This window comes from Echinicola soli (assembly GCF_006575665.1).
GTDB classification, from domain to species: Bacteria; Bacteroidota; Bacteroidia; order Cytophagales; family Cyclobacteriaceae; genus Echinicola; species Echinicola soli.
Genome location: NZ_CP041253.1, coordinates 932497 through 953361 on the forward strand (window position 1 = coordinate 932497; position 20865 = coordinate 953361).

Annotated in this window: 14 protein-coding genes; 8 read left to right on the top strand and 6 right to left on the bottom strand. The window is 44.3% G+C overall.

The features are described from left to right. Window positions 1-75 precede the first annotated feature (75 nt). Together FKX85_RS03875 and FKX85_RS03880 are read left to right on the top strand one after the other, a co-directional pair. Window positions 76-3597: a TonB-dependent receptor gene (locus FKX85_RS03875; protein ID WP_141613483.1), complete on the top strand. Its 3522-nt coding sequence runs from the start codon at window positions 76-78 to the stop codon at window positions 3595-3597. A 17-nt stretch (window positions 3598-3614) separates the two neighbouring features. Further along, window positions 3615-5582 (top strand): RagB/SusD family nutrient uptake outer membrane protein, encoded by a 1968-nt coding sequence (locus FKX85_RS03880; RefSeq protein ID WP_141613484.1) that lies wholly within the window; start codon window positions 3615-3617, stop codon window positions 5580-5582. A 274-nt stretch (window positions 5583-5856) separates the two neighbouring features. Here the strand turns inward: FKX85_RS03880 and FKX85_RS03885 are convergent, their stop codons facing one another. The 4 genes from FKX85_RS03885 to rpsU all read right to left on the bottom strand — a co-directional run bounded on the left by FKX85_RS03885 (window position 5857) and on the right by rpsU (window position 8181). Beyond that, window positions 5857-6573 (bottom strand): phosphatase PAP2 family protein, encoded by a 717-nt coding sequence (locus FKX85_RS03885; protein WP_141613485.1) that lies wholly within the window; start codon window positions 6571-6573, stop codon window positions 5857-5859. Window positions 6574-6710: 137 nt separating this feature from the next. Beyond that, entirely contained in the window at window positions 6711-7016 is a 306-nt protein-coding gene (hpf, locus tag FKX85_RS03890; RefSeq protein ID WP_137401364.1) for a ribosome hibernation-promoting factor, HPF/YfiA family, read from the bottom strand. 31 nt (window positions 7017-7047) lie between these two features. Then, complete coding sequence (locus FKX85_RS03895) at window positions 7048-7932, bottom strand: tyrosine-type recombinase/integrase (RefSeq protein ID WP_141613486.1); 885 nt, start codon at window positions 7930-7932, stop codon at window positions 7048-7050. 54 nt (window positions 7933-7986) lie between these two features. After that, window positions 7987-8181 carry a 30S ribosomal protein S21 gene (rpsU, locus tag FKX85_RS03900; RefSeq protein ID WP_015264664.1) on the bottom strand — a complete coding sequence of 65 codons (195 nt, stop codon included), beginning with the start codon at window positions 8179-8181 and terminating at the stop codon, window positions 7987-7989. Between the two features lie 298 nt (window positions 8182-8479). Here rpsU and ruvB point away from each other — a divergent pair, with 298 nt between their 5' ends. Next, window positions 8480-9517, top strand: a complete 1038-nt coding sequence (gene ruvB / locus FKX85_RS03905; RefSeq protein ID WP_141613487.1) for a Holliday junction branch migration DNA helicase RuvB — start codon at window positions 8480-8482, stop codon at window positions 9515-9517. Window positions 9518-9551: 34 nt separating this feature from the next. After that, window positions 9552-10529: a tRNA epoxyqueuosine(34) reductase QueG gene (queG, locus tag FKX85_RS03910; protein ID WP_141613488.1), complete on the top strand. Its 978-nt coding sequence runs from the start codon at window positions 9552-9554 to the stop codon at window positions 10527-10529. A 593-nt stretch (window positions 10530-11122) separates the two neighbouring features. Here the strand turns inward: queG and lysA are convergent. Both lysA and FKX85_RS03920 read right to left on the bottom strand, forming a co-directional pair. Then, the gene (gene lysA / locus FKX85_RS03915; RefSeq protein WP_141613489.1) at window positions 11123-12355 is read right to left on the bottom strand and encodes a diaminopimelate decarboxylase; all 1233 of its coding nucleotides are present in this window, start codon (window positions 12353-12355) and stop codon (window positions 11123-11125) included. A gap of 150 nt (window positions 12356-12505) precedes the next feature. Continuing rightward, a complete protein-coding gene (locus FKX85_RS03920) occupies window positions 12506-13150 on the bottom strand; it encodes a hypothetical protein (RefSeq protein ID WP_141613490.1) in 645 nt (214 codons plus the stop codon). 195 nt (window positions 13151-13345) lie between these two features. Here FKX85_RS03920 and FKX85_RS03925 point away from each other — a divergent pair, with 195 nt between their 5' ends. The 4 genes from FKX85_RS03925 (at window position 13346) to FKX85_RS03940 (ending at window position 20863) form a co-directional block, all read left to right on the top strand. Next, window positions 13346-15061, top strand: coding sequence for a sensor histidine kinase (locus FKX85_RS03925; protein WP_229239751.1), 1716 nt, complete (start codon window positions 13346-13348; stop codon window positions 15059-15061). Next, window positions 15058-15756: a response regulator transcription factor gene (locus tag FKX85_RS03930; protein WP_141613491.1), complete on the top strand. Its 699-nt coding sequence runs from the start codon at window positions 15058-15060 to the stop codon at window positions 15754-15756. The genes FKX85_RS03925 and FKX85_RS03930 overlap by 4 nt, the downstream gene beginning before the upstream one ends. A 637-nt stretch (window positions 15757-16393) precedes the next feature. After that, window positions 16394-17431 carry a FecR family protein gene (locus FKX85_RS03935; protein WP_141613492.1) on the top strand — a complete coding sequence of 346 codons (1038 nt, stop codon included), beginning with the start codon at window positions 16394-16396 and terminating at the stop codon, window positions 17429-17431. A 54-nt stretch (window positions 17432-17485) separates the two neighbouring features. Continuing rightward, window positions 17486-20863: a SusC/RagA family TonB-linked outer membrane protein gene (locus FKX85_RS03940; protein WP_141613493.1), complete on the top strand. Its 3378-nt coding sequence runs from the start codon at window positions 17486-17488 to the stop codon at window positions 20861-20863. Window positions 20864-20865 lie beyond the last annotated feature (2 nt).

Below are 20865 nucleotides of genomic sequence, written 5' to 3' on the forward strand. Positions count from 1 at the left end.
CAATGGAACGCTGAAAACTCGGGCATTTAGGATCCCGGGCGGCAGCATTAACAATTAACCTAAATACCAATGATTATGAAGAAAATGTTACACAGCCTTTACAGCCTGGGCAGGTTATGCCTGGTGGGGTTTGTAATGCAGGTGTTTTTGATCAGCACCTTGCATGCTGAAAGGCATGCAGACCAAGACCCAAAAGACCTAAATGAAATTATGGTGAGCCTCAATGTAAACAATACCTCCATGGAGGATGTGCTGGCCACCCTGAAGACCAAGACAGATTTTTCCTTTGTGTACAATAAGGGAATGGTCAGCAAATTGGCACCGGTAACCTTGCATGTGGCCAACGAAAGTTTGGAGGATGTACTGCTTCAATTAGCAGATTCACACCAGCTTTCCTTCCAGCAGGTAAATGACCGTATCAGCGTCAAGGCAGCAGAGGTCAACAAACGCGAAGTGACACCCGCAGCAGTAAGAGTGACCATCACCGGTACCGTGACCGACGAAGAAGGAGAGCCGCTTCCAGGAGCGACTGTGACGGTAGTAGGAAGTTCTAAGGGAACTGTTACAGATGCAGATGGAAAGTATTCACTTGATGTAGAAGAGGGCGAGACGTTACAGTTTAGCTTTATTGGCTTTGAGAAGCAGCAGCAAGTAGTGGGTAACCAGTCCGTGATTGATGTAGTCCTGAAAATGGATGAGAGCTCGCTGCAAGAAGTAGTGGTCGTAGGTTATGGAGAGCAGAAGAAAGAACACTTGACAGGAGCGGTAGAAACGGTAGATATGGAGGAGCTTGAAGATCTTCCTGTTGGTGACCTTGCTACTGCTATGCGAGGAAAACTACCGGGTGTTAATATCTCAGGTGGTTCAGCTCGTCCAGGAAGAAAGCCTGTCCTTACGATTAGAAATCCTATTTCAATGTCAAAAGATGGTGGGAATAACCAGCCTTTGTACATTATCGATGGAGTGCTGCAGATCGATGAACAGGGGCGAAATGATGCTACCCTATTTAACCAACTGGATCCATCTGAAGTAGAAAGCATTAGTATTTTGAAAGATGCAGCGGCGGCCGTATATGGATCCAGAGGTGCCAATGGAGCCGTAGTGATAAAAACAAAACGTGGTAAAGCAGGCCCTCCCAAGTTTAGTTATAATGGTTCCTTTGGTATCACCGATGAACAGTACCGTACAAAAATGCTAAGCGCAGCAGAATATGGTCGGTTTATGAATGAACTTAATGGCCCCTATGGTAACCCAAATATCGATAGAAATGCCAGTAATAGTGCCAATTATTTCTTTTCAGATGATGAAATTGCCCATTTTGAAAACAATAGTTATGACTGGCTCGATCGAGCGTGGTCTTCAGCCACCACACAGAGACACTCTGTTAATGCCAGCGGTGGTGCAGAAGGAGCAACCTATTTTGCGGGTGTTTCTTATTATCAACAAACAGGGAACCTGGCAAATGTAGACTATGACAAATGGACCTTCCGTGCAGGGACAAGTGTCGATATTGCGACCGGCTTGAACGCAAACTTACAGGTGTCTGGTAATTTCTCGAACCGCTCATCCACTTTTAATAAAGTAAGCGGCGAAAATGAAGAAGATGATTATAACAACCTCCTTCGTGCACCGAAATATGTCCCTCCTTATATTAACGGAATGCCTGTGAATATTCCTCAAGGCGGAGTTGGTGGAGATGGCTATCATTACTTTGCCATCCAAGACCTTAATAACTTCGCAACTAATGAGAATCAGACGTTAACGTTTAATATGAACGTAGCGTATGAGGTTCCTTTTGTTGATGGATTGGCATTTAGAGCTACTTACGGTAGAAATATGGGAAACGGAAAACTTCATCAATTAGGGACCGTCTATAAGCTTTATAATTTTGAGCAAAGCGGGGAAAACGGTCATATTTATTTGCCGGATGCACAGGTGATCGGTGATCCAGTGGAAGTAGAGAATGGAGACCGTATCTTCTATAGAAATTCCGATAGTTTCTCCCATCAGATGAATTTTGTAGGTACTTATAATAAGACATTTGGAAAGCACACCATTGGTGCTCTGGCTACTATTGAGCGTAGTGAATCCGAAGGCTCGCAACAGCAAGTAAGAAGAGAAGAAGTGGCACCCAATTCAAATGGTGAATTTAACTCGGCATTTGGCCCACAAGAAGGATATACTTGGAAGTATGAGTCAGGTGCACTTTCTTATGTGGGGCGTGTGAACTACCGGTATGACGATAAATACCTTTTTGAGTTTTTGTATCGCTCTGATGCATCTACCAAGTTCGCTCCTGAAAATTACTGGGGACACTTTTACTCCCTTTCAGGTGGTTGGATTATCTCCGAAGAGGACTTCTTCGATTCCAATGTGATTGATTTCTTCAAAATCCGTGTATCCCATGGTAAGTTAGGAAAAGACGATACCAAAATGTGGGCTTGGAGGCAGCGTTATACATATCAAATAGCACAGGGTGCTGTATTTGGTGGCGACGCGGGTACATCTGATGGATTTAAGATGGAACTATCGCCAAACAGAGACGCCATCTGGAGTGATGATTATAAGAATAACCTCGGTATTGATATGAGGTTTTTGAACAACAGGTTATCTGTTACGGCTGATGCGTTTTATAACAAAGGACGAAACATGCTGATTGAACGAACAGGCTCCATACCATTCTCCATTGGTGGTACTGTGGCAGCAGAGAATTATGGTGAAGTTAACTTCTGGGGTGGAGAGCTTTCTATTGGATGGCAGGATGATATTGGCCCGGACTTTAGCTATGGTATTGACTTGAACAGCGGCTGGAGTACCAATAAGGTACTAGTGGGCAATTTTGATGAAAGCTCAGCTTTGCCTTGGAATAATGGCCCTGGAGAGTCTTCCATGATCGGGACATGGGGCTATGATTACCTTGGAATGTTTAAAAACCAAGCTGAAATCGACGCCTACGTAGATCAGTATAATATCCAACAAGTGTTTGGTACACCGGCAGATCAGCTTAAGCCTGGCATGCTGTATTACCGTGATGTTCGCGGAAATCATTTGGGTGATGGTGAGTTTGCCGAACCAGATGGTGTGATCAATGATAATGACCGTGTAGAGATTCAGCGACCTAACTCTACATATGGTATTGGTTCTACTATCCGGTTGAAGTACAAGCAGTTTAGTTTGCAGGCAACACTTGGCATGTCTTGGGGAGGATATCATGATATCGACGCCCGGAACATTGATATCGAACCAAGAATTGACCAAAGTTTCCAAAGTGTGCCAAAAATATGGAACAATATCTATAACCCGGATACCAATCCGAATGGCACCATGCCCAACCCCTATTTTGCTGAAATCAATAACAGACCGTCAGAATTTTGGAGGGTAAGTAGTTTTAGGTTTTCCATGCCAAACTTAAATGTAGGGTATTCCCTGCCAAAGCAAACTGTTGAAAAATTGAACCTGTCGGCATTGAGTGTAAGGGTTAGTGCCATTAACCCGGTGAACTTTGTGAATCCATATTCCTATAAGAGTGCTAACAGTTCATGGTATGGATACCCAACGTTAAGTACCTATTCCCTAGGTCTAAACATCAGACCATAACCTAAAAATTGAATATAATGAAGACAACTAATATAAATAACATAAGCAGATTGTTCTTGCTGGCATTTGTAGTCCTGTTTGCCTCTTGTAATGATGATTTCCTTCAGGAAAAGCAGGACTGGACAGGGGTTAACGAGCAGGTGTTTCAGGATGAATTACGGGCTACAGCCTATGTTGACTATGTTTACGGACTGTTCCTGCCTTCAGATGGAAATGTACCGCAGTGGTATTACAGTTCCCATAATGATGACCTGATGCAGACCAGTGATGAGGCCTATGGACAAACCAGATGGAACCAAGTGTGGGCCGCGATTTCTCCCAGTGAATACCACTGCTGGGATTATATTGGGAGGAGGATGGATACCAAAATTGATAACGACACCTATACCAGAATTCGTCAAATCAACTTGTTTATCAATAGCGTAGATGAATATGATGGAATCGAGGAACCCATGAAAAGTTATCTGAAAGGACAGATGTATTTCTGGAGAGGGTATCAGTATTATGATTTGGCTACTTGGTATGGTGGTGTTCCAATTGAGTTGGAAGCCGAGAACCCTATCGTGAATCCTTCAGGAGGTACGCCAAGGGCATCTGCCAGAGAAACACTGGCACAGGCTATGGCCGACCTCGACAGTGCCAAGAATTTACTGCCAGGCTATTGGACGGATGCTTCCGATTGGGGACGCGTGACCAGTGGAGCGGCGGCTGCGTTGAAAGGACGTGCTGCCTTGTTGTGGGCAAGTCCTCAGTTTAACAGGGGTGATGAAAGAGAACGTTGGGAAGCTGCCTATCAGGCCAATAAAGAAGCCATAGAGATTTTGGAAGATAATGGCTTTGGCCTTTACCAAGGTGAGTGGGCCGATATTTGGAATGAGGAAGTCGGCAATCCAGAAGCTGTTTGGGTTTGGGGCTTTAATACGATGACAAATGATTCTGAGATGAACAGTGGATGGGAAACCGTTACCCGTCCCAGTGATCAGGAGGCGTTTAACCAGCTGAAACCTACCAAGCAAACCGTAGATGCTTTCCCGATGAAGGATGGTCGCCCAATTGGCGAATCCGATGCGTATAGCTATGATCTACAGACTTTCTATAAAAACAGGGATCCCCGCTTTTACGCAACATTTGTCGTTCCAGGCGACAAATTCCCTTATGCGGATGACGCTGAATACCGTTCATGGAACTATACTTGGTTCAGCGAAGAAGGATTGGACAATCCTGATGAGGATACTGGTGACGCAGCCAATGGAAGTGGTTTTTACGTGAAGAAAATGACCAAGGCTGATGAATCCGGAGAGGATTTTTTTAGAACTTCCGGAAATGATTATATCGAAATACGTTTTGCCGAAGTGGTCTTGAACCTGGCAGAAGCAGCAATTGGCTCCGACAGATTGGAGGAAGGCAAGCAGGGCATCATGGAGATTCGTGAGCGTGCAGGCATCGAGAACCTTGACGGAAGCTATGGCTTAGCTAATGTGAATACCAGAGATGGATTGTTTGGTGCCGCAGTAAGAGAACGTCAGGTAGAATTAGCTTACGAGCGTCAGAAAAGGTACCATACCTTGAAGCGCTGGATGCTGTTCAATGATGATTACAATACCTGTACAAGGTTGGGCATTGAGCCTCTTGACGGAACCCGAAGAACTGGTTTCTATTTTATAGCCCAAGATGGAAATGGTGCTGACTATGTGGGTAGCGAAGATCCGTTTGGCGGTGATGATGCTCCTGTAGTAAATAGAGAACCAGAGGAATTCCCTGAGGGAATTGCCAATCAAGATGAGTATTCTGAATGGCTGAGAGACAATTACTTCCGTGTCCAAGAAAGGGACAATTTGGATCCAAACGAAAATGACTGGACCTTTACTTGGTATAACGAATATTATTTCCTCGGAATTTATCAGGATTTAGTAGATACCAACCCTTACCTACAGCAGTACCAAACCGAAGGTTGGGGAGGAACTTGGGATCCTTTGGCAGATTAATAGAAATTAAAATGGTTTAATGATAACGAAAGCCTTCCCGAGCCGGTATTCCGGTGATCGGGGAGGTTTTTTTATTGGCATTAATAATAAGACAGAGGCAAATAGCCGTAGGCTCCCTGGACCGTATTGGGTGATCATCTCAGCTGCTATTACCAATGCATCTCCCAATGAACAGTCAACGGATGGCTTTTGGAATTGCGAACAAAGAGCAAATTAGGGGGAGAAACATACCAGCTACAGGACATGGCAAATTGGTAAGACAATGCCAGATCAGCTAAAAAGGCCATTTCCAAGGCCTGATCCTGATGCGAACCGGCTGAAAGCCGGGCTTTAGCTCCGAAAGGGCTACTTTTTTCTTTCGTAATAACCCTTTTTTGTAGGGCTTTCCTTTAAAATAATTTCTCACAATGACCCTGGCGGCAAATGCAGAGCTTACTCCTATCACAGAGCCAGCTAGCACATCAGCAATAAAATGCTGCATAAGGTACACCCTGCTAAAACCGACCAATACAGCGACCAGGAGAAAAACCACCTGAAGCCTGTGCCGTTTTGGATAGAGCATGGCCAGCATGGTCATCAGGGCAAAGGCTGTTGCGGTATGGCCGGATGGAAATGAATGCCAGTGGTACATGGGGACACCAGCTATCTCCACCAGATCGATGTCCTTGAAAAATTCGGCCGGACGAGGTGAATGGACAAATACCATTCGCTTTAGGATTACTGAAAGCACCATATGGATGGCCGCATTAAACACACAGAGGAGGCCGTGGGCAAACCGATATAACAATAACACTGGAAATACTGCCAAAAAGATCAACCCATCACCGATATGGGTGACTAAAGAAAAAAACAAATCGGCCAGTAAAAAATGATGCCGATTAATAAAAAGCTCGTAATCCCCTTTGGGCACATTTAGTAAAACAATCCCGCCAATAATGAAAGTCAAAAAATAAAAGAAGAGATAAACTTCAGGTATAGATTTCTTTTTCATCGCTTTACGTTACTGTATCAAAGGTAAAAGCTTCTCATAACAAGTACGTTAAGTAAAAATCATGGCTACGTTAAAAAAACAAAACCCGCTCACTTGAGCGGGTTTGTCATTGCATTATTTGGAATTGGGTTATATTGTCATTGTCGTGCGAGTACCATTTTTTCCTTGAACTTTTTGATCTGTCTCCTGAGGCCTTCGATAGCCTCATCAGCAGCGCCCTCAAAGCTGTCTGTCTGATGCTTTGCAAACAACTGCTTTCCGGGTACATTCAATTTGATTTCAACGATCTTGTTCTTATTATTCTCGTTTTTATCGAGCCTCATAAACACCTCACCGTCTATAATGTGATCATAAAACGTATCCAGCTTGTCGGCCTTTTTTTGGATAAAATCAATCAGCTTTTGATCAGCGTCGAAATGGATTGAATGCATTTGTAATTTCATAGTGTTAACGTTTTAAAAGTTAAACTTTTATTTAGGCTTTAGGATGTGCTTGATCAAACACAGCCTTAAGTTTCTCCATAGAATTATGTGTGTAAACTTGCGTGGCAGCGAGGTTAGCATGTCCAAGCAAGTCTTTTACCGCGTTGAGGTCAGCGCCTTTGTTGAGCAGGTGCGTCGCAAAAGTGTGTCTCAGAAGGTGAGGACTACGCTTGGACGTCTGCGCAAAAAGGTCTAAATATTTCCTCACTATCCGGTAAATTATCATAGGGTATGCTTGCTTTTTACTAATAGTAACGATAAAATAATCACTCTCGTTTACATTTGAAAATGTTTCTTCAAATTCTTTTTTATATGAAATAATATTCTTTAATAACACATCTGTTAGTGGTATTATTCGTTGTTTTTTTATTTTTCCATAAACTTTTACCGTTCGCTCAGGCAGATCGATATCTTTCCACCTTAAACCGATCAATTCGGAAAGGCGGACGCCTGTCATGTATAAAAATTCCATGACCATCTTATCGCGCTGTCCTTCGAAGCCTGCTTCGTATGTAACTTCATTGAGTAATTGCTCCATGGTGGATTCTTGGACAAACTCAGGAAGCTTCTTTGGGGTTTTTAGGGCCCTTAACTTATAGGTGGGGTCTTTGGAAATCTCTCCTGATCGGAGCAAAAATTTATAAAATGACCTTAATGTAGCCATCTTCCTATTGACAGTAGTGGCCGAAAGCCCCTGCTCTACCAAGTCCACCATCCATGCCCTGATCTCTCCGTGCCCGGCCTGGGTGATGTCTTCTGTGTCAAAGGACAGTTTTAAAAATTCCTTGAACTGTTCAAGGTCCTTTTCATAGGCTAGCACAGTATGCGCGCTGGCCCGTTTTTCATGTTCGAGATAGTTTATAAAAGAAAAGAGCATATCGGTGTAAATCTTACACCAATATGCTCAATTATTTTCAGGAAGGAAAATAAATTATTTACCTTCTTCGTCTCTCAGTCGTTGTTTGTAAGAAGCTTTGATCACTTCCGTTCTTCTTTTTACAGAAGGCTTTTCAAAATGCTGACGAGATCTCAGTTCACGGATTGCTCCTGTTCTGTCAAATTTCTTCTTAAAACGCTTCAGCGCTTTTTCGATAGATTCGTTCTCTTTTACGTTTACTACGATCATATATAACACCTCCTTTCGGCTGCAAATGTAGGAAGATCATTTGGCAAAACCTATATTCCGTGGAGAATTATCAAGACAGCCCCCAACTATGCTTCTTTTGGGACTTTCTAGGAACATAAGACACAGGCAGGGCTAAATCCCCAAATTGACCCGCAAAATTAAACACAGCCTAAATGTCTGCTGGGAGCTTTTAGACGTTTGTTGCAGAGAAAGCTGGACGGTTTGGCACTGGAAGTCAGTGCTGGGATCATGGCGGATGCAAACATTTCCTATATTTGTATTCAAGGAAAGAGGAAATATGAGAGAAGATTATCTAAAGGGTGATGATGAGCACATGAACCAGACGGACAAGGAGTTTGAAAAAGCTTTGCGGCCGCTGAGTTTTGATGACTTTACCGGACAGCAAAAGATCGTGGACAATATCAAGATATTTGTGTTGGCTGCCAAAAAACGGGGGGAGTCGCTGGACCATGTGCTTTTGCACGGGCCTCCTGGTCTGGGAAAGACTACCCTGAGCCACATTATTGCCAACGAGCTGGAATCCAGTTTGAAGATTACTTCAGGTCCGGTATTGGACAAGCCTTCCGATCTGGCGGGGCTCTTGACTAACCTCGAAGAAGGTGATGTGCTGTTCATTGATGAAATCCACCGGCTCAATGCCGTCGTGGAAGAATATCTCTATTCGGCCATGGAAGATTTTCGCATTGACATCATGTTGGATTCAGGGCCTAATGCCCGTTCAGTCCAGATTTCCCTAAATCCCTTTACGCTCATCGGGGCCACGACCAGGTCTGGTTTGCTCACTTCTCCGCTGCGCGCACGATTTGGGATCAATGCCCGTTTGGAATACTACGACGCCAAGCTTCTGACCACCATCGTCACGCGGTCTGCCAATATTTTGGGAGCACCGATGGACGAAGTGGCAGCATATGAAATCGCACGTCGCAGCCGTGGTACGCCAAGGATCGCCAATACGCTCCTGCGGAGAACGCGTGATTTTGCGGATATTAAAGGTAATGGCACCATCAATCTTGAAATCGCCAAATTCGCCTTGGATGCCTTGGATGTGGATGAAAATGGCCTTGATGAAATGGATAACCGGATACTTACCACCATTATTGAGAAATTTAAGGGCGGGCCTGTTGGGATTTCGACAATCGCCACTGCCTGTGGAGAAGAAGGAGAGACCATCGAGGAAGTATATGAACCCTTTTTGATCCAGGAAGGTTACTTGAAAAGGACTTCCAGAGGGAGGATCGCCACGGAATTGGCTTATAAGCATCTTAACATCCGCCCCCATTTTGGAGGTAACAGCGGCAGTCTCTTTGGAGAGTAATGTTTTGGGGCTGGGATAAAATGGAGCAGAGGTAATGTCAGCAATGATCCAAGAAGATAAGCATGCAGCAATCATCAAGCGACTCGCCCGAGAGTTGGGCTTTGACTTTTGTGGGATTGCGAAAGCAGGTTTTCTGGAAGAGGAGGCGCCCAGGTTGGAAGCTTGGCTGAACAACCATTATCATGGAAAAATGGCCTATATGGCCAATCATTTTGACAAAAGACTGGACCCTACCAAACTGGTAGAAGGTGCTACTATCGTGGTCAGCCTCATATATAATTACTTTCCCGAAAAAAAATTGCCCGAAGGTGAGAAAGATTATAAAATAGCCAAATACGCTTATGGCAAGGATTATCACTTTGTCATAAAAGATAAGTTGAAAGAATACCTATATCGCTTAAAAGAAGAAGTGGGCGATGTAGAAGGCAGGGCTTTTGTGGATTCCGCCCCTGTCATGGAGCGTCAGTGGGCAGAGAAGGCAGGGCTCGGCTGGAGGGGCAAAAACAGCCTCTTGCTAAACCGGAATATGGGGAGTTTCTTTTTCATTGCTGAACTGATCATTGACCTAAAGGCTACTCCGGACGACCCCGTGACCAAGGATTATTGCGGCAGCTGTACCAGATGCATGGATGCTTGTCCTACTGATGCCATTGTCCAGCCCGGTGTGGTGGACGGTAGTAGCTGTATTTCTTATTTTACGATTGAGCTGAAAGATGAGCTGCCCTCTTCCATGAAGGATAAATTTGCCAATTGGATGTTTGGCTGTGATATTTGCCAGGATGTGTGCCCCTGGAACCGTTTTTCAAGACCTCATCAGGAACCCGAATTCCTACCACACCCCGAAATGGAAGAAATGTCCAAGCGGGATTGGGAAGAGATCACCCAGGAAACTTTCAGTAAGGTGTTTCAAAAGTCCGCTGTCAAACGGACCAAATTGACTGGACTTAGGAGGAACGTCCGATTCTTGAAAGAATCCAATAAGGAAATTACGAATGGCCAGGTAGAGGATTAAGGACCAAGCAATATTTCTGGGGCAAATAAATTTCAATCTTCTTTTTTCAAAATTCCTTTTTCCTATTGATTATGGAAATAGTGCTCCACTGGCGTGGATCGGGTTTTAGTGTAAATTTGCGGGCATTGGTCAGGTGATCGATGCTAAAACCTACATCGGTTTGCTAGAATGGTTACCATAGGCGTTGCCCAGGGCTATGGATATAGCACCATTTCAAGTCTTGATTTATCTCCTTGTGGCTTTACAATTTTAAAAAAATCAGCGGAAATCTGCCCAACCTGTCCCGCCGAGGCGGATCAGCGTTACCTACATTCCATATAAAACAGCTTCAGCTCTAACTCACGCTTAGATAGGTATGCCCAGCCCCCAGCTTTTCCGCTTGATCCAGGATTAAGCCCCGGTACTTTTGAAATTGTATATGCCAATGCTTAAATAAAAATAAAGTCCGGAGAGTTGGCTCCGGACTTTGGTGAATTTAAATTATTACTACCAGGGCTTGTGCTTGGTTTACTTCCTGCTAATTTAATTATATACTGCTAATGCTCAAAGTTTTATCTTCGATAAAATTGTTACAAATTACCTAAACACCTTAATTATAGCCCTATATCAATTTGATGACGTAAAATATCCGAGAAGCTCTCGCGCGCTCGGATCAAGTGTGCTTTTCCATCTAGCACCAAGACTTCCGCCGGGCGAAGCCTGGAATTATAATTGGATGCCATACTGAAGCCATAGGCACCGGCATTTTTGATCGCCAGGACATCACCTTCCTTGACTTCTTTGAGTTTTCTGTCCGCAGCGATGGTGTCCGTTTCACAAATATACCCCACGATGGTATATACCCTATCCGGGCCAGTAATACGGGAAATGTTTTCCACACCATGGTATGCGTCATACATCATCGGTCTAATCAGGTGGTTAAGTCCAGAATCAACCCCGATGAATGTAGATGCAGGAGTAGATTTTACGACATTGGCTTGGACAAGGAGGTAGCCACACTCACTGACCAAAAATTTGCCCGGTTCAAACCAGATTTCAAGCTCCCTGCCGTAGTTTTTGCAAAACTCCTTAAAAGCCGCAGAGACTTTTCTCCCTACTTCGGCCATATCTGTGGTGATATCGCCTTCCTTGTAACCTACCTTAAATCCCCCTCCAAAATCGAGAAATTGCAAATCTTTGAATTCTTTGGCAGCGTCAAACAGGATTTCCGCACCTTTTAGAAAAACCTCCGCGTCCAGTATATCAGAGCCGGTATGCACGTGGAGCCCTTCGACTTTTAGATTATGGACTTCTACGATTTTGAGCACATGCTTCAACTGAAGGATAGAAATACCAAACTTACTATCAATGTGTCCTACGGAAATCTTGGCATTTCCCCCTGCGAGGATATGAGGATTTAGCCGGATGCAAAGCGGTACACTATTGCCATAATAGGTGCCAAAATGCTCCAGCATAGGAATATTATCGATATTGATCATGACGCCCAAGTCCACGGCTGCTTGAATTTCTTCAAAAGCCACACAGTTTGGCGTGAACATGATTTCAGATGGATCATAACCGACATGAAGACAAAGCTTCACCTCCTCGATAGACACCGCATCCACACCAGTCCCGGCCTTTTTCATCAGTTTAAGGATGTTGATATTGGAAAGGGCCTTGGTGGCGTATTTTATCTTCAGGTTTACAGAAGAAAAGGCGTTTTGTAATGTGGCTACTTGATCCAGTATTTTCTGTCCGTCATAGACATAAACTGGCGTGCCATACTCCTTGGCGATGTCCAAAAGCGGAACACCCTGAATCTGGTATTGTTGGTTGTCAATAGTCATGATACATCCATAATAAATTAAGAGGGCAAAGATAGAAAAGGCAGGCCAACAAAAAAAGGAAGACTTTGCCTTCCTCTTCTCTAATCAAAACCTTGTCATGAAGTCCCAGTGCCTCCTCGCGACCAAATGCCAGGGTATTTTACATTACGGTCATTCTTTCTGTTTTTTGGACGCTTTTAGTTCTTCGATAAGCTTTTCGAGCCGTACGATGGTCTTGTCAGCCTCTTCTTCGTTCATTTGGATCTGGCCATTTTCATCTTTATCAAATGCAAAAACCTCCACTTGGCGATCTTTGCTGTACACCATCGCATTGCCTCCTTCTATTTCATCAGTGTCAAAATCGAAATCTCTTTGATAGGACGGCACACCAAGGACTACTTTCTTGGTGGATTTGGGAGCGGAGCTTTTAAAGGTCTGGACCGATTTTCCATCTTTGATAATAGCCATTTCTACATGGTCGTCCCGATTTACCCATGTGACATTTTTGCCCCTGTGGCTGGTAAACTGCATCGTAGAGAGGCTTACTTTTTTATGGTCTATGGTGGTTTCCAAAACCAACTTCTCGTGCTCAACCTTCGGTAGCACTATTCCCAAATCCTTAAAGAAGGCATCCTTCTCCATCACAAGGCGGCTATCATAAGTCTTCGTAACCTCTTCTTTTACACCATCTTTTTCAGAAGAAACATTCAGGTAGTACCTGATTTGTGTATCGCCTTCTTTTTCTTGGCCGAATGATACTCCTGAAATAATAAAGCAGCAACATGCAACCAACATCCATCTTAATTCTGTTTTCATAGCGGTATGGGTTAGGTGGAAAAACAGGTTTAGGGGTAAGATCCACTAAAACATCATTGGCTTGCTAATGTAGCATACAATTGAACATTATAAATATAGCTGTTTCCAAAATAAAATTCTAAAAACGTACTGCTAAGCGTTGTTAAAAATTGTTAAGCTTCGGGCTTACTTGGCAAGAACCTATAAATTTGTAACATGTCTAAGACAAAAATGAAAATTATCATTCTGTTAATGTCGCTGGCCTGCTTGGGTTTGGTGGGCTTCCAGTATTACTGGGTGGCCAATGCCATCAAGATCAATCAGGAGCGATTCGAACAGAACGTTTACCAGTCTTTGGCGGCGAGCATTACCAAATTGGAAAAGGGCGAGACCAGTGATATAATCCTCAGCACCATGGCCAGGGACAGCACTTTCAAGCAGATGCTCTTTCAAAAAATAGAGCCTATAGAGGTCAATATCCGCCGTAGACTGTCCTTTGAAAGAAGGCCTTCGGTGATGGATTCCGTTTTTAAAGAACCTTTGCCAAAAGTTTCCTCCACTTTTGAACGTATCATTGCCTCTAGGGGCGGTAAGCCAGAGGATGAATTTGAGCTGCAGAAGTACTTTGAGCTTCCGGCTTCGGTGGCCAGGCAGCTGTTTACGCCAGATGAGATGGCGATTTACCTGAAGGAAAAGGAAAAATACCTGGAATTTGTCAGCCGCAGGGACAGTTTTGTCCAGGCGCAGGATTATATGATGAACCGCAAAGCGATTATCACCGAAGAGTATGACATTTCTGAAGATGTCGCGGAAAACATTATTAAGGCCAATAAAAAAATAGAACTGATGCAGGTCGTTTTTACGCAGCTTTTGGCAGACACACAGGAAAACATCCTCTACCGAGTGGATACGACAGAACTTCACCGCGATATTTCCAGCCAGTTGAGGAAAAGAGGCATTACAGGGGATTTTGAATTGGCGATTCTAAGCAATAAAGGTTCATTGATTCCCATCAATAGGATTTCAGATCAAATGGGATTCAGAAAAAACAGTATCAAAGCCGAACTGTTTCCAGGGGATCTGGTCGGTCAGGAAAATTTCATGGTAATCCATTTTCCCAATAAGCAGCTGTATGTGCTCAAGCAGATCTGGCTACCACTGTCCAGCTCGCTTGTTTTCTTGCTGATCATTATTTTATGTTTTGTCTATGCGATCAAAGTCATCATTCGCCAGAAGAAACTTTCGGAGACCAAAAATGATTTTATCAATAACATGACCCATGAATTTAAAACGCCAATAGCCACTGTAAGCTTGGCGGTGGAAGCTCTCCAGGACCCAGAGCTGATCAATCAGGACACCTTCCGCAACCGCTATCTGGGCATCATTAAAGACGAAAACAAACGCTTAGGTTCGCAAGTGGAGAAAGTCTTGCAGGCAGCAGCACTGGACAAAAAGGATTTCAAACTGAAGTTTGAACAAGTAAATATAGTAGACTTGATCAAGGATACGAAGAAGCATTTTGACCTACAGGTAGAGAAAAATGGCGGGCGTATTTTGTTGGATATTGATGTGAAAGACCCTTACCTCGAAGCAGATGCCTTTCATCTTTCCAATATCATCAATAACTTGCTGGACAATGCCAATAAATATTCAGCTGATAAGCCACAAATTGCGTTAAAGGTAAAGGAACTGGCAGGACGTTTTTCTATTACCATCAAAGACAATGGGATGGGCATGTCCAAGGAATCCGTAAAGAAGATCTTTGATAAATTCTATAGAGTGCCTACAGGAAATGTCCATGATGTAAAGGGATTTGGTCTAGGTCTGGCCTATGTCAAAACCATGGTGGAGGAGCACAATGGAGAGATCGCTGTAGAAAGTGAAATCAATAAAGGAAGTACATTTACGATCACGTTACCCCGAAAAAAATGAGCAAAGCAAAACTTTTAGTAGTGGAAGATGATCCCAACCTGGGAGACATTTTACAAGAATACCTGACCATGAAAGGATATGATACCATGCTCTGCAGGGATGGTGAAGAAGGCTGGAACAACTTCAAAAAAGGCAAATACGATCTGGCCATTTTGGATATCATGATGCCCAAAAAGGATGGGTTCACCTTGGGAAAGGATATAAAGAAAATAGAAGAAGGCCTCCCTATCATCTACCTGACAGCCAAAAACATGAAAGATGATGTGATCGAGGGGCTTAAGATCGGTGCGGATGATTACATTACAAAGCCCTTTAGCATGGAAGAACTGCTGCTTCGAATTGGCGCGATCCTCCGGCGTACCCAGAGGGAAGACGATGTAACGCAGGCTTTAAAAAACTATGCTTTTGGAGACTTGGTACTGCACTATGATGAGCAGATGCTGGAGAGCAATGAGGGAAAGCACAAGCTTACTTCCAAAGAAAATGAATTACTTCGACTTTTGGCAGCAGAGCTGAACAAGCCTGTAAACAGAAGTTATGCGCTCAAGCAAATCTGGGGTGATGACAGTTATTTTAATGCTCGCAGCATGGATGTTTACCTCAGCAAAATCCGTAAACTCATCAAAGTAGATCCAAAAGTGCAGATCATCACCTTGCATGGAGAAGGCTTTAAGATGGTCGTCAGTGAGGAGTAATAGTTAGAAAATATTGTATGGATTGCTTAGTTCCAGTATTCGGGTCAAGCGTATAGGTAGAGCTCCCAATTTTGGCAATAATGAAATCACGGAAAAAACTCGTTAATTCCGTGATTTCTGTAAGCCATTTTTTTGCTCCATACGCCATTCTAAAACAATAGTCCTACTTTCTCAATTAAACGTTTTATTCAAACAAATCCCTCGTCCGTCGCGGCGGATGACAGCGTATTTTGTCCCCAATATTCTTCTACGGAGATTACGGATCAAACGAAAAGTTGGGGGTAAATACAATTCAAATGGTCATCTCCTAAAGCATAAGGCGTGCAACTAAGTCAACTGGGGAAGTATGGTCCTATTGTTCCTATTTGGTTAACCTAAAGACACTCCCCCAGAAATATCGCTTGGTCCGAGATTACCTTTACATTTTTGTAATCAATTTTCCTTTTTGGGTTTTATTGCCCTGATTTTGAATTTTTGGTAAGCCTTTGGAGCCTCTAGATATTAGCCTGAATTCGATTTAAATACCGTCGCTGCGAGCTTGTCTGAAGCCAATTTGCTTTCAGCCTTCATTTTTTATTAAAAACCCGGTATCATTTCCGGTTTCCTGCTCTTGTATTGGTAAACGGCAGCTAAAAGAGTGGATCATAAGAAGAAAAACATATTCTACGAACTTATCGCAAGGAGAGACTTTGTCGATTGGGTAAAGCATCCATCTGGTAAACGGAATTATTTCTGGCAGAAATGGATCCAAGAGCATCCAGCTTGTCACGAAGACTTCCTAAAGGCCAGGGAATTTGTCGGGCGCCTTCAGGTCAACCAGCACCAATTGGATGAACTAGCCCTGGATAGCATCCTTGACAAGGTAGTAGCGGCAGATAAAGAACTTCCAAAACGTGATTTCTTCACTAAGGGCCATGGCTATTTTGGCCAATGGCTCAAGGTGGCGGCCATTTTGTTCTTTTGTTTGATATCAGCACTCATTGGTGGCAAGGTGATCACGGATCCGGAGGTGACTCCTCAACAAGAAATCACGTGGAAATCAGTGGAGAATCCCCGCGGCAGAAAATCGACGGTCAACTTACCTGACGGTACCGTTGTCCACCTAAATTATGAAAGCAAGTTGGAATTCCCCGAGCAGTTTGATGCAGATCGGCGGGTGGTAAAGCTCGATGGTGAGGCGTTTTTTGACGTCACCCACGCTCCCAGCCATCCTTTTATTGTGCAGACAGATGGCGTAGAGACCCAAGTACTGGGAACATCCTTTAATGTGAAGGCGCCAAAATACAGCCATGGCACCGAAGTGTCTCTGGTCACGGGAAAAGTGAAAGTAAAACTTAACGACCTCAAAGAACACCTCCTGGCTCCGGGTCAGCAACTCACCTATGACGACCAGAGTGGCTTGCTTTCAAGAAGAAATTTCGATGTTTCACAGGTCACCGCTTGGAAGGAAGGAGTGATGATCTTCATCGATACGGGCTTTGAGGAATTTATTGATAAGCTCAGCAAATGGTACGGTGTGGATTTTCAGATTTATGGAAGTACTCCTGAAAATTGGAAAGTAAATGGCCGGTATGAAAATGAAAAGCTAGAAGATATCCTCACGGGGATGCAGTTTATGTACGATGTAAAATTCAAGATCGATGGTAATAACGTAACCCTAAAATTCACCCCATAAAACCTCAAGAGAACACCTATTCAAAACTGATCAACCAATTAACAACCCAAAATTATGAAAGGAAAAATACAAACGATCTGCTGGCTAAGCAGCATTTGGCTATTGGGGCTGATGCTTATGAGCAGCACTGTAAGTGCTGCCATTGCCCAAGACAAGCCCCTCCCGGCCATGATTGCAATGAACAACCAAGCAAAAGATTTGAACATGACCCTCTCGGTCAATTATGACCAGGCATCCGCCAAAGAGGTGTTTCAGCATATCGAGTCACAAACGGGCTTTCGGTTTGTTTATGACCGTCAAGCGGTTGCTTTGGGCAATCGTTTTACCATTCAGGAGAAAAACATCAGGCTGTATGATCTTTTGATGGAAATCTCCCAAGTGTCCCCACTTCGTTTCAAGCAGGTGGATGATCAAATCAACGTTCGGTTAGAACAGCTCCAGCCCACCCAGAAGGAAGAAGTGGCCAGAGAGATCACCGTAACCGGTAGCGTGACCGACACCGACGGCGAACCCCTCCCAGGGGCCTCCATTGTGGTGGACGGCACCCAAAATGGTACGGTCACTGACCTGGACGGTAAGTACTCCATTGAGGTTCCTGAGGGGGCCACACTGACAGTTTCCTATATTGGCTTCCAGAGCAAACGCGTGGAAGTAGGCAATCAGACCACCCTGGACATCGTCCTGGATAGTGACCTTGCCGGCCTCGATGAAGTGGTCGTAGTGGGATATGGGGAAGTCAAGAAAAAAGACCTTACAGGAGCCGTATCCTCCATAGGCAACAGGGAAATCAATAGTGTGGGGGCGACCAACCCCATGAAAGCCCTTCAAGCCAATGCTGCCGGTGTCAATATCACCCAGCGGACAGGTTCTGTAGGTAGTGGATTTGACATCCAGATCCGTGGTGCCAATTCCCTGACGGGTGGTAATCCACTCTATGTGGTGGATGGTGTCATGACCGATAATATCGACTTCCTGAACCCCAATGACATCGAGCGTATAGACATCTTGAAGGATGCTTCTTCCACCGCAATTTACGGATCCAGAGGATCCAATGGCGTCGTCATCGTGACGACCCGCTCCGGCGAAGGGCTGTCCAATCAGAAGCCTACGTTTTCCTATTCAGGTTTTGTAGGGGTAAGGAACTTTACTAACATGCCTGATTTCCTCAACACCTATGATGAAAGTGTCCAGTGGAACATTGACCGTCAAGCAACCCGTGATTTGGTACAGGGCGTACCTATCGTCGATTCACCTACCTATAGTTTCCCAGAGGTAATTTCCGATGATGGCACCAATTACTGGGGGGAAGTATTGTCCAACAGACGTGGGACTGATTGGCTGGGAGAATTTCTGAAGCCAAGTATCCAGCAAAACCATTTCATCTCCGCTGCTGGAGCTACTGACAATGTCAGTTATGTCGTCGGGTTTGGCTATCAAAGTGACGACGGAAATGTGGAAGGCCAATATTTCAAGAAATATAATTTTAAAGCCAGCGTGGATGCCCGTCCAAATGACATGTTTGCCATTGGGGCAAATATCAATTTAGCCTTCTCCAACAGAGAGCTGATCTCTCGTCAGGGCTATACCCAACAGCTTTTCCGTATGCCTACTTATGCTCCGGCCTTTGACGCTGATGGCAATGTTATCCAGTCTCCCATGATCGGTATCTCAGGAAATGTAAACCCTTATGCTTTTTTGGAAAGTGGCTCAAGGTATAATGAAGAGCAGTTTTATGCCATTACCAATTTCTATTTGAGGTTTAGCCCCATCAAGGATCTTAGCTTTAAAACCACCTTTTCTCCCAATGTGAAATTTGGCCGGACCGGGGAGTATTTTGACCGTTTTGCGACACGCTCCATTTCAGTGGCCAGGATGTGGAACGACAACAACATCTCCTATATCTGGGACAATCAAGTGAATTACAAAAAGGAGTTTGGCGATCATCGTATCTCCTATGATTTTATCCAATCTGCCCAGATGAACCGTATCGAAAATGCCTTTGCCTATGGTAGAGACGTGCCGTTTAATTCCCTTTGGTACAATGTACAAAGTGCACCACAGCGGGATGCGACGACAGCTTATAACAAGTTTACGCTCCTTTCATTCACAAACAGGCTAAATTATTCCTTTAAGGATAAATTTCTCGTTACCGGTACCATCCGCTGGGATGGATCCTCCAAACTTTCCGAAGGTAACAAATGGGCGTCTTTCCCCTCCGCGGCAGTGGCCTGGAGAATGACAGAAGAACCTTTTCTAAAAGGCTCTCCGGTAGTCGACAATTTAAAGCTACGCGTAAGCTATGGCTATACTGGAAACAATAACATCCCAGCATATTCCACTCAATCTTCACTCAACCGACAGAAATACTACGATTGGGACGGAACTACCGCAGATGGTTTTGTGCCTAGTGCCATTGCCAATTCCAACCTCACTTGGGAGCGTACTCGGGAATGGAATTTTGGTGCCGACTTTGGCTTCTTCAAAAACCGCATCAGCGGTGAAATCAACGTTTACGACAGAATGTCCCTTAACCTGCTGATGGAACGAAAGCTCGCCATGCCCACCGGCTGGGAGGTCATGATGGACAATGTAGGTTCTGTCAGCAACAAAGGGGTGGAACTACAAGTAAAAACGGTCAATGTGGAAACGGGGGATTTCACTTGGGAAACCAATTTCATCTTCTCCAAAAACACCAATAAGATCGTGGAGCTGTACGGAAAGAAAGAAGATGATGTGCCCAACAGGTGGTTTATCGGCCAGCCCGTGGATGTAGTTTATGCAATGGTCTTTGACGGAGTATGGCAAAGAGATGAATTGTCCACAGAAGATCAGCAGGCCATGGAAGGTACTGCCAAAGTAAAAGACCTCAATGGCGATGGCAATATAGATATTGACAATGACATGACGGTATTGGGATCTCCTGCACCAAGCTGGATCGGTACATTCACGACTAATTTCAGGTACAGAAACTGGGACCTTTCGGCTTCGGTCTACACCAAACAAGGGGTCTACACTTACAGCCCATTCCATGGAGAGTTTACCGATTTTAACAGCAAAGTGATTTTGGATGTCCCTTACTACTTGAGGGATAGTGAAGTGACCACCCCGCGCTACTCCAATGAATACCCCCAACCAAGCTACATGGGCCAATACTACGGCGAGGACTCCGAGGACTATGGCTATCCGGGCTTCAATAAGGATGCATCATTTGTCCGCATCCAAAACATCACCTTGGGCTATAATTTCGCTCCTGGAGCATTGGAGCGATGGGGAGTGACGTCGATGCGAATCTATGCCAATGCACTGAATCCATTTCTATTCACCAATTACGAAGGCTTTGATCCTGAATGGGCCGGTGCCGGTATGTCAGGCGTGGATGCCACCAATACTTCGTATGCCATTTATCAGCTAGGTGCAAACATTAAATTCTAAGA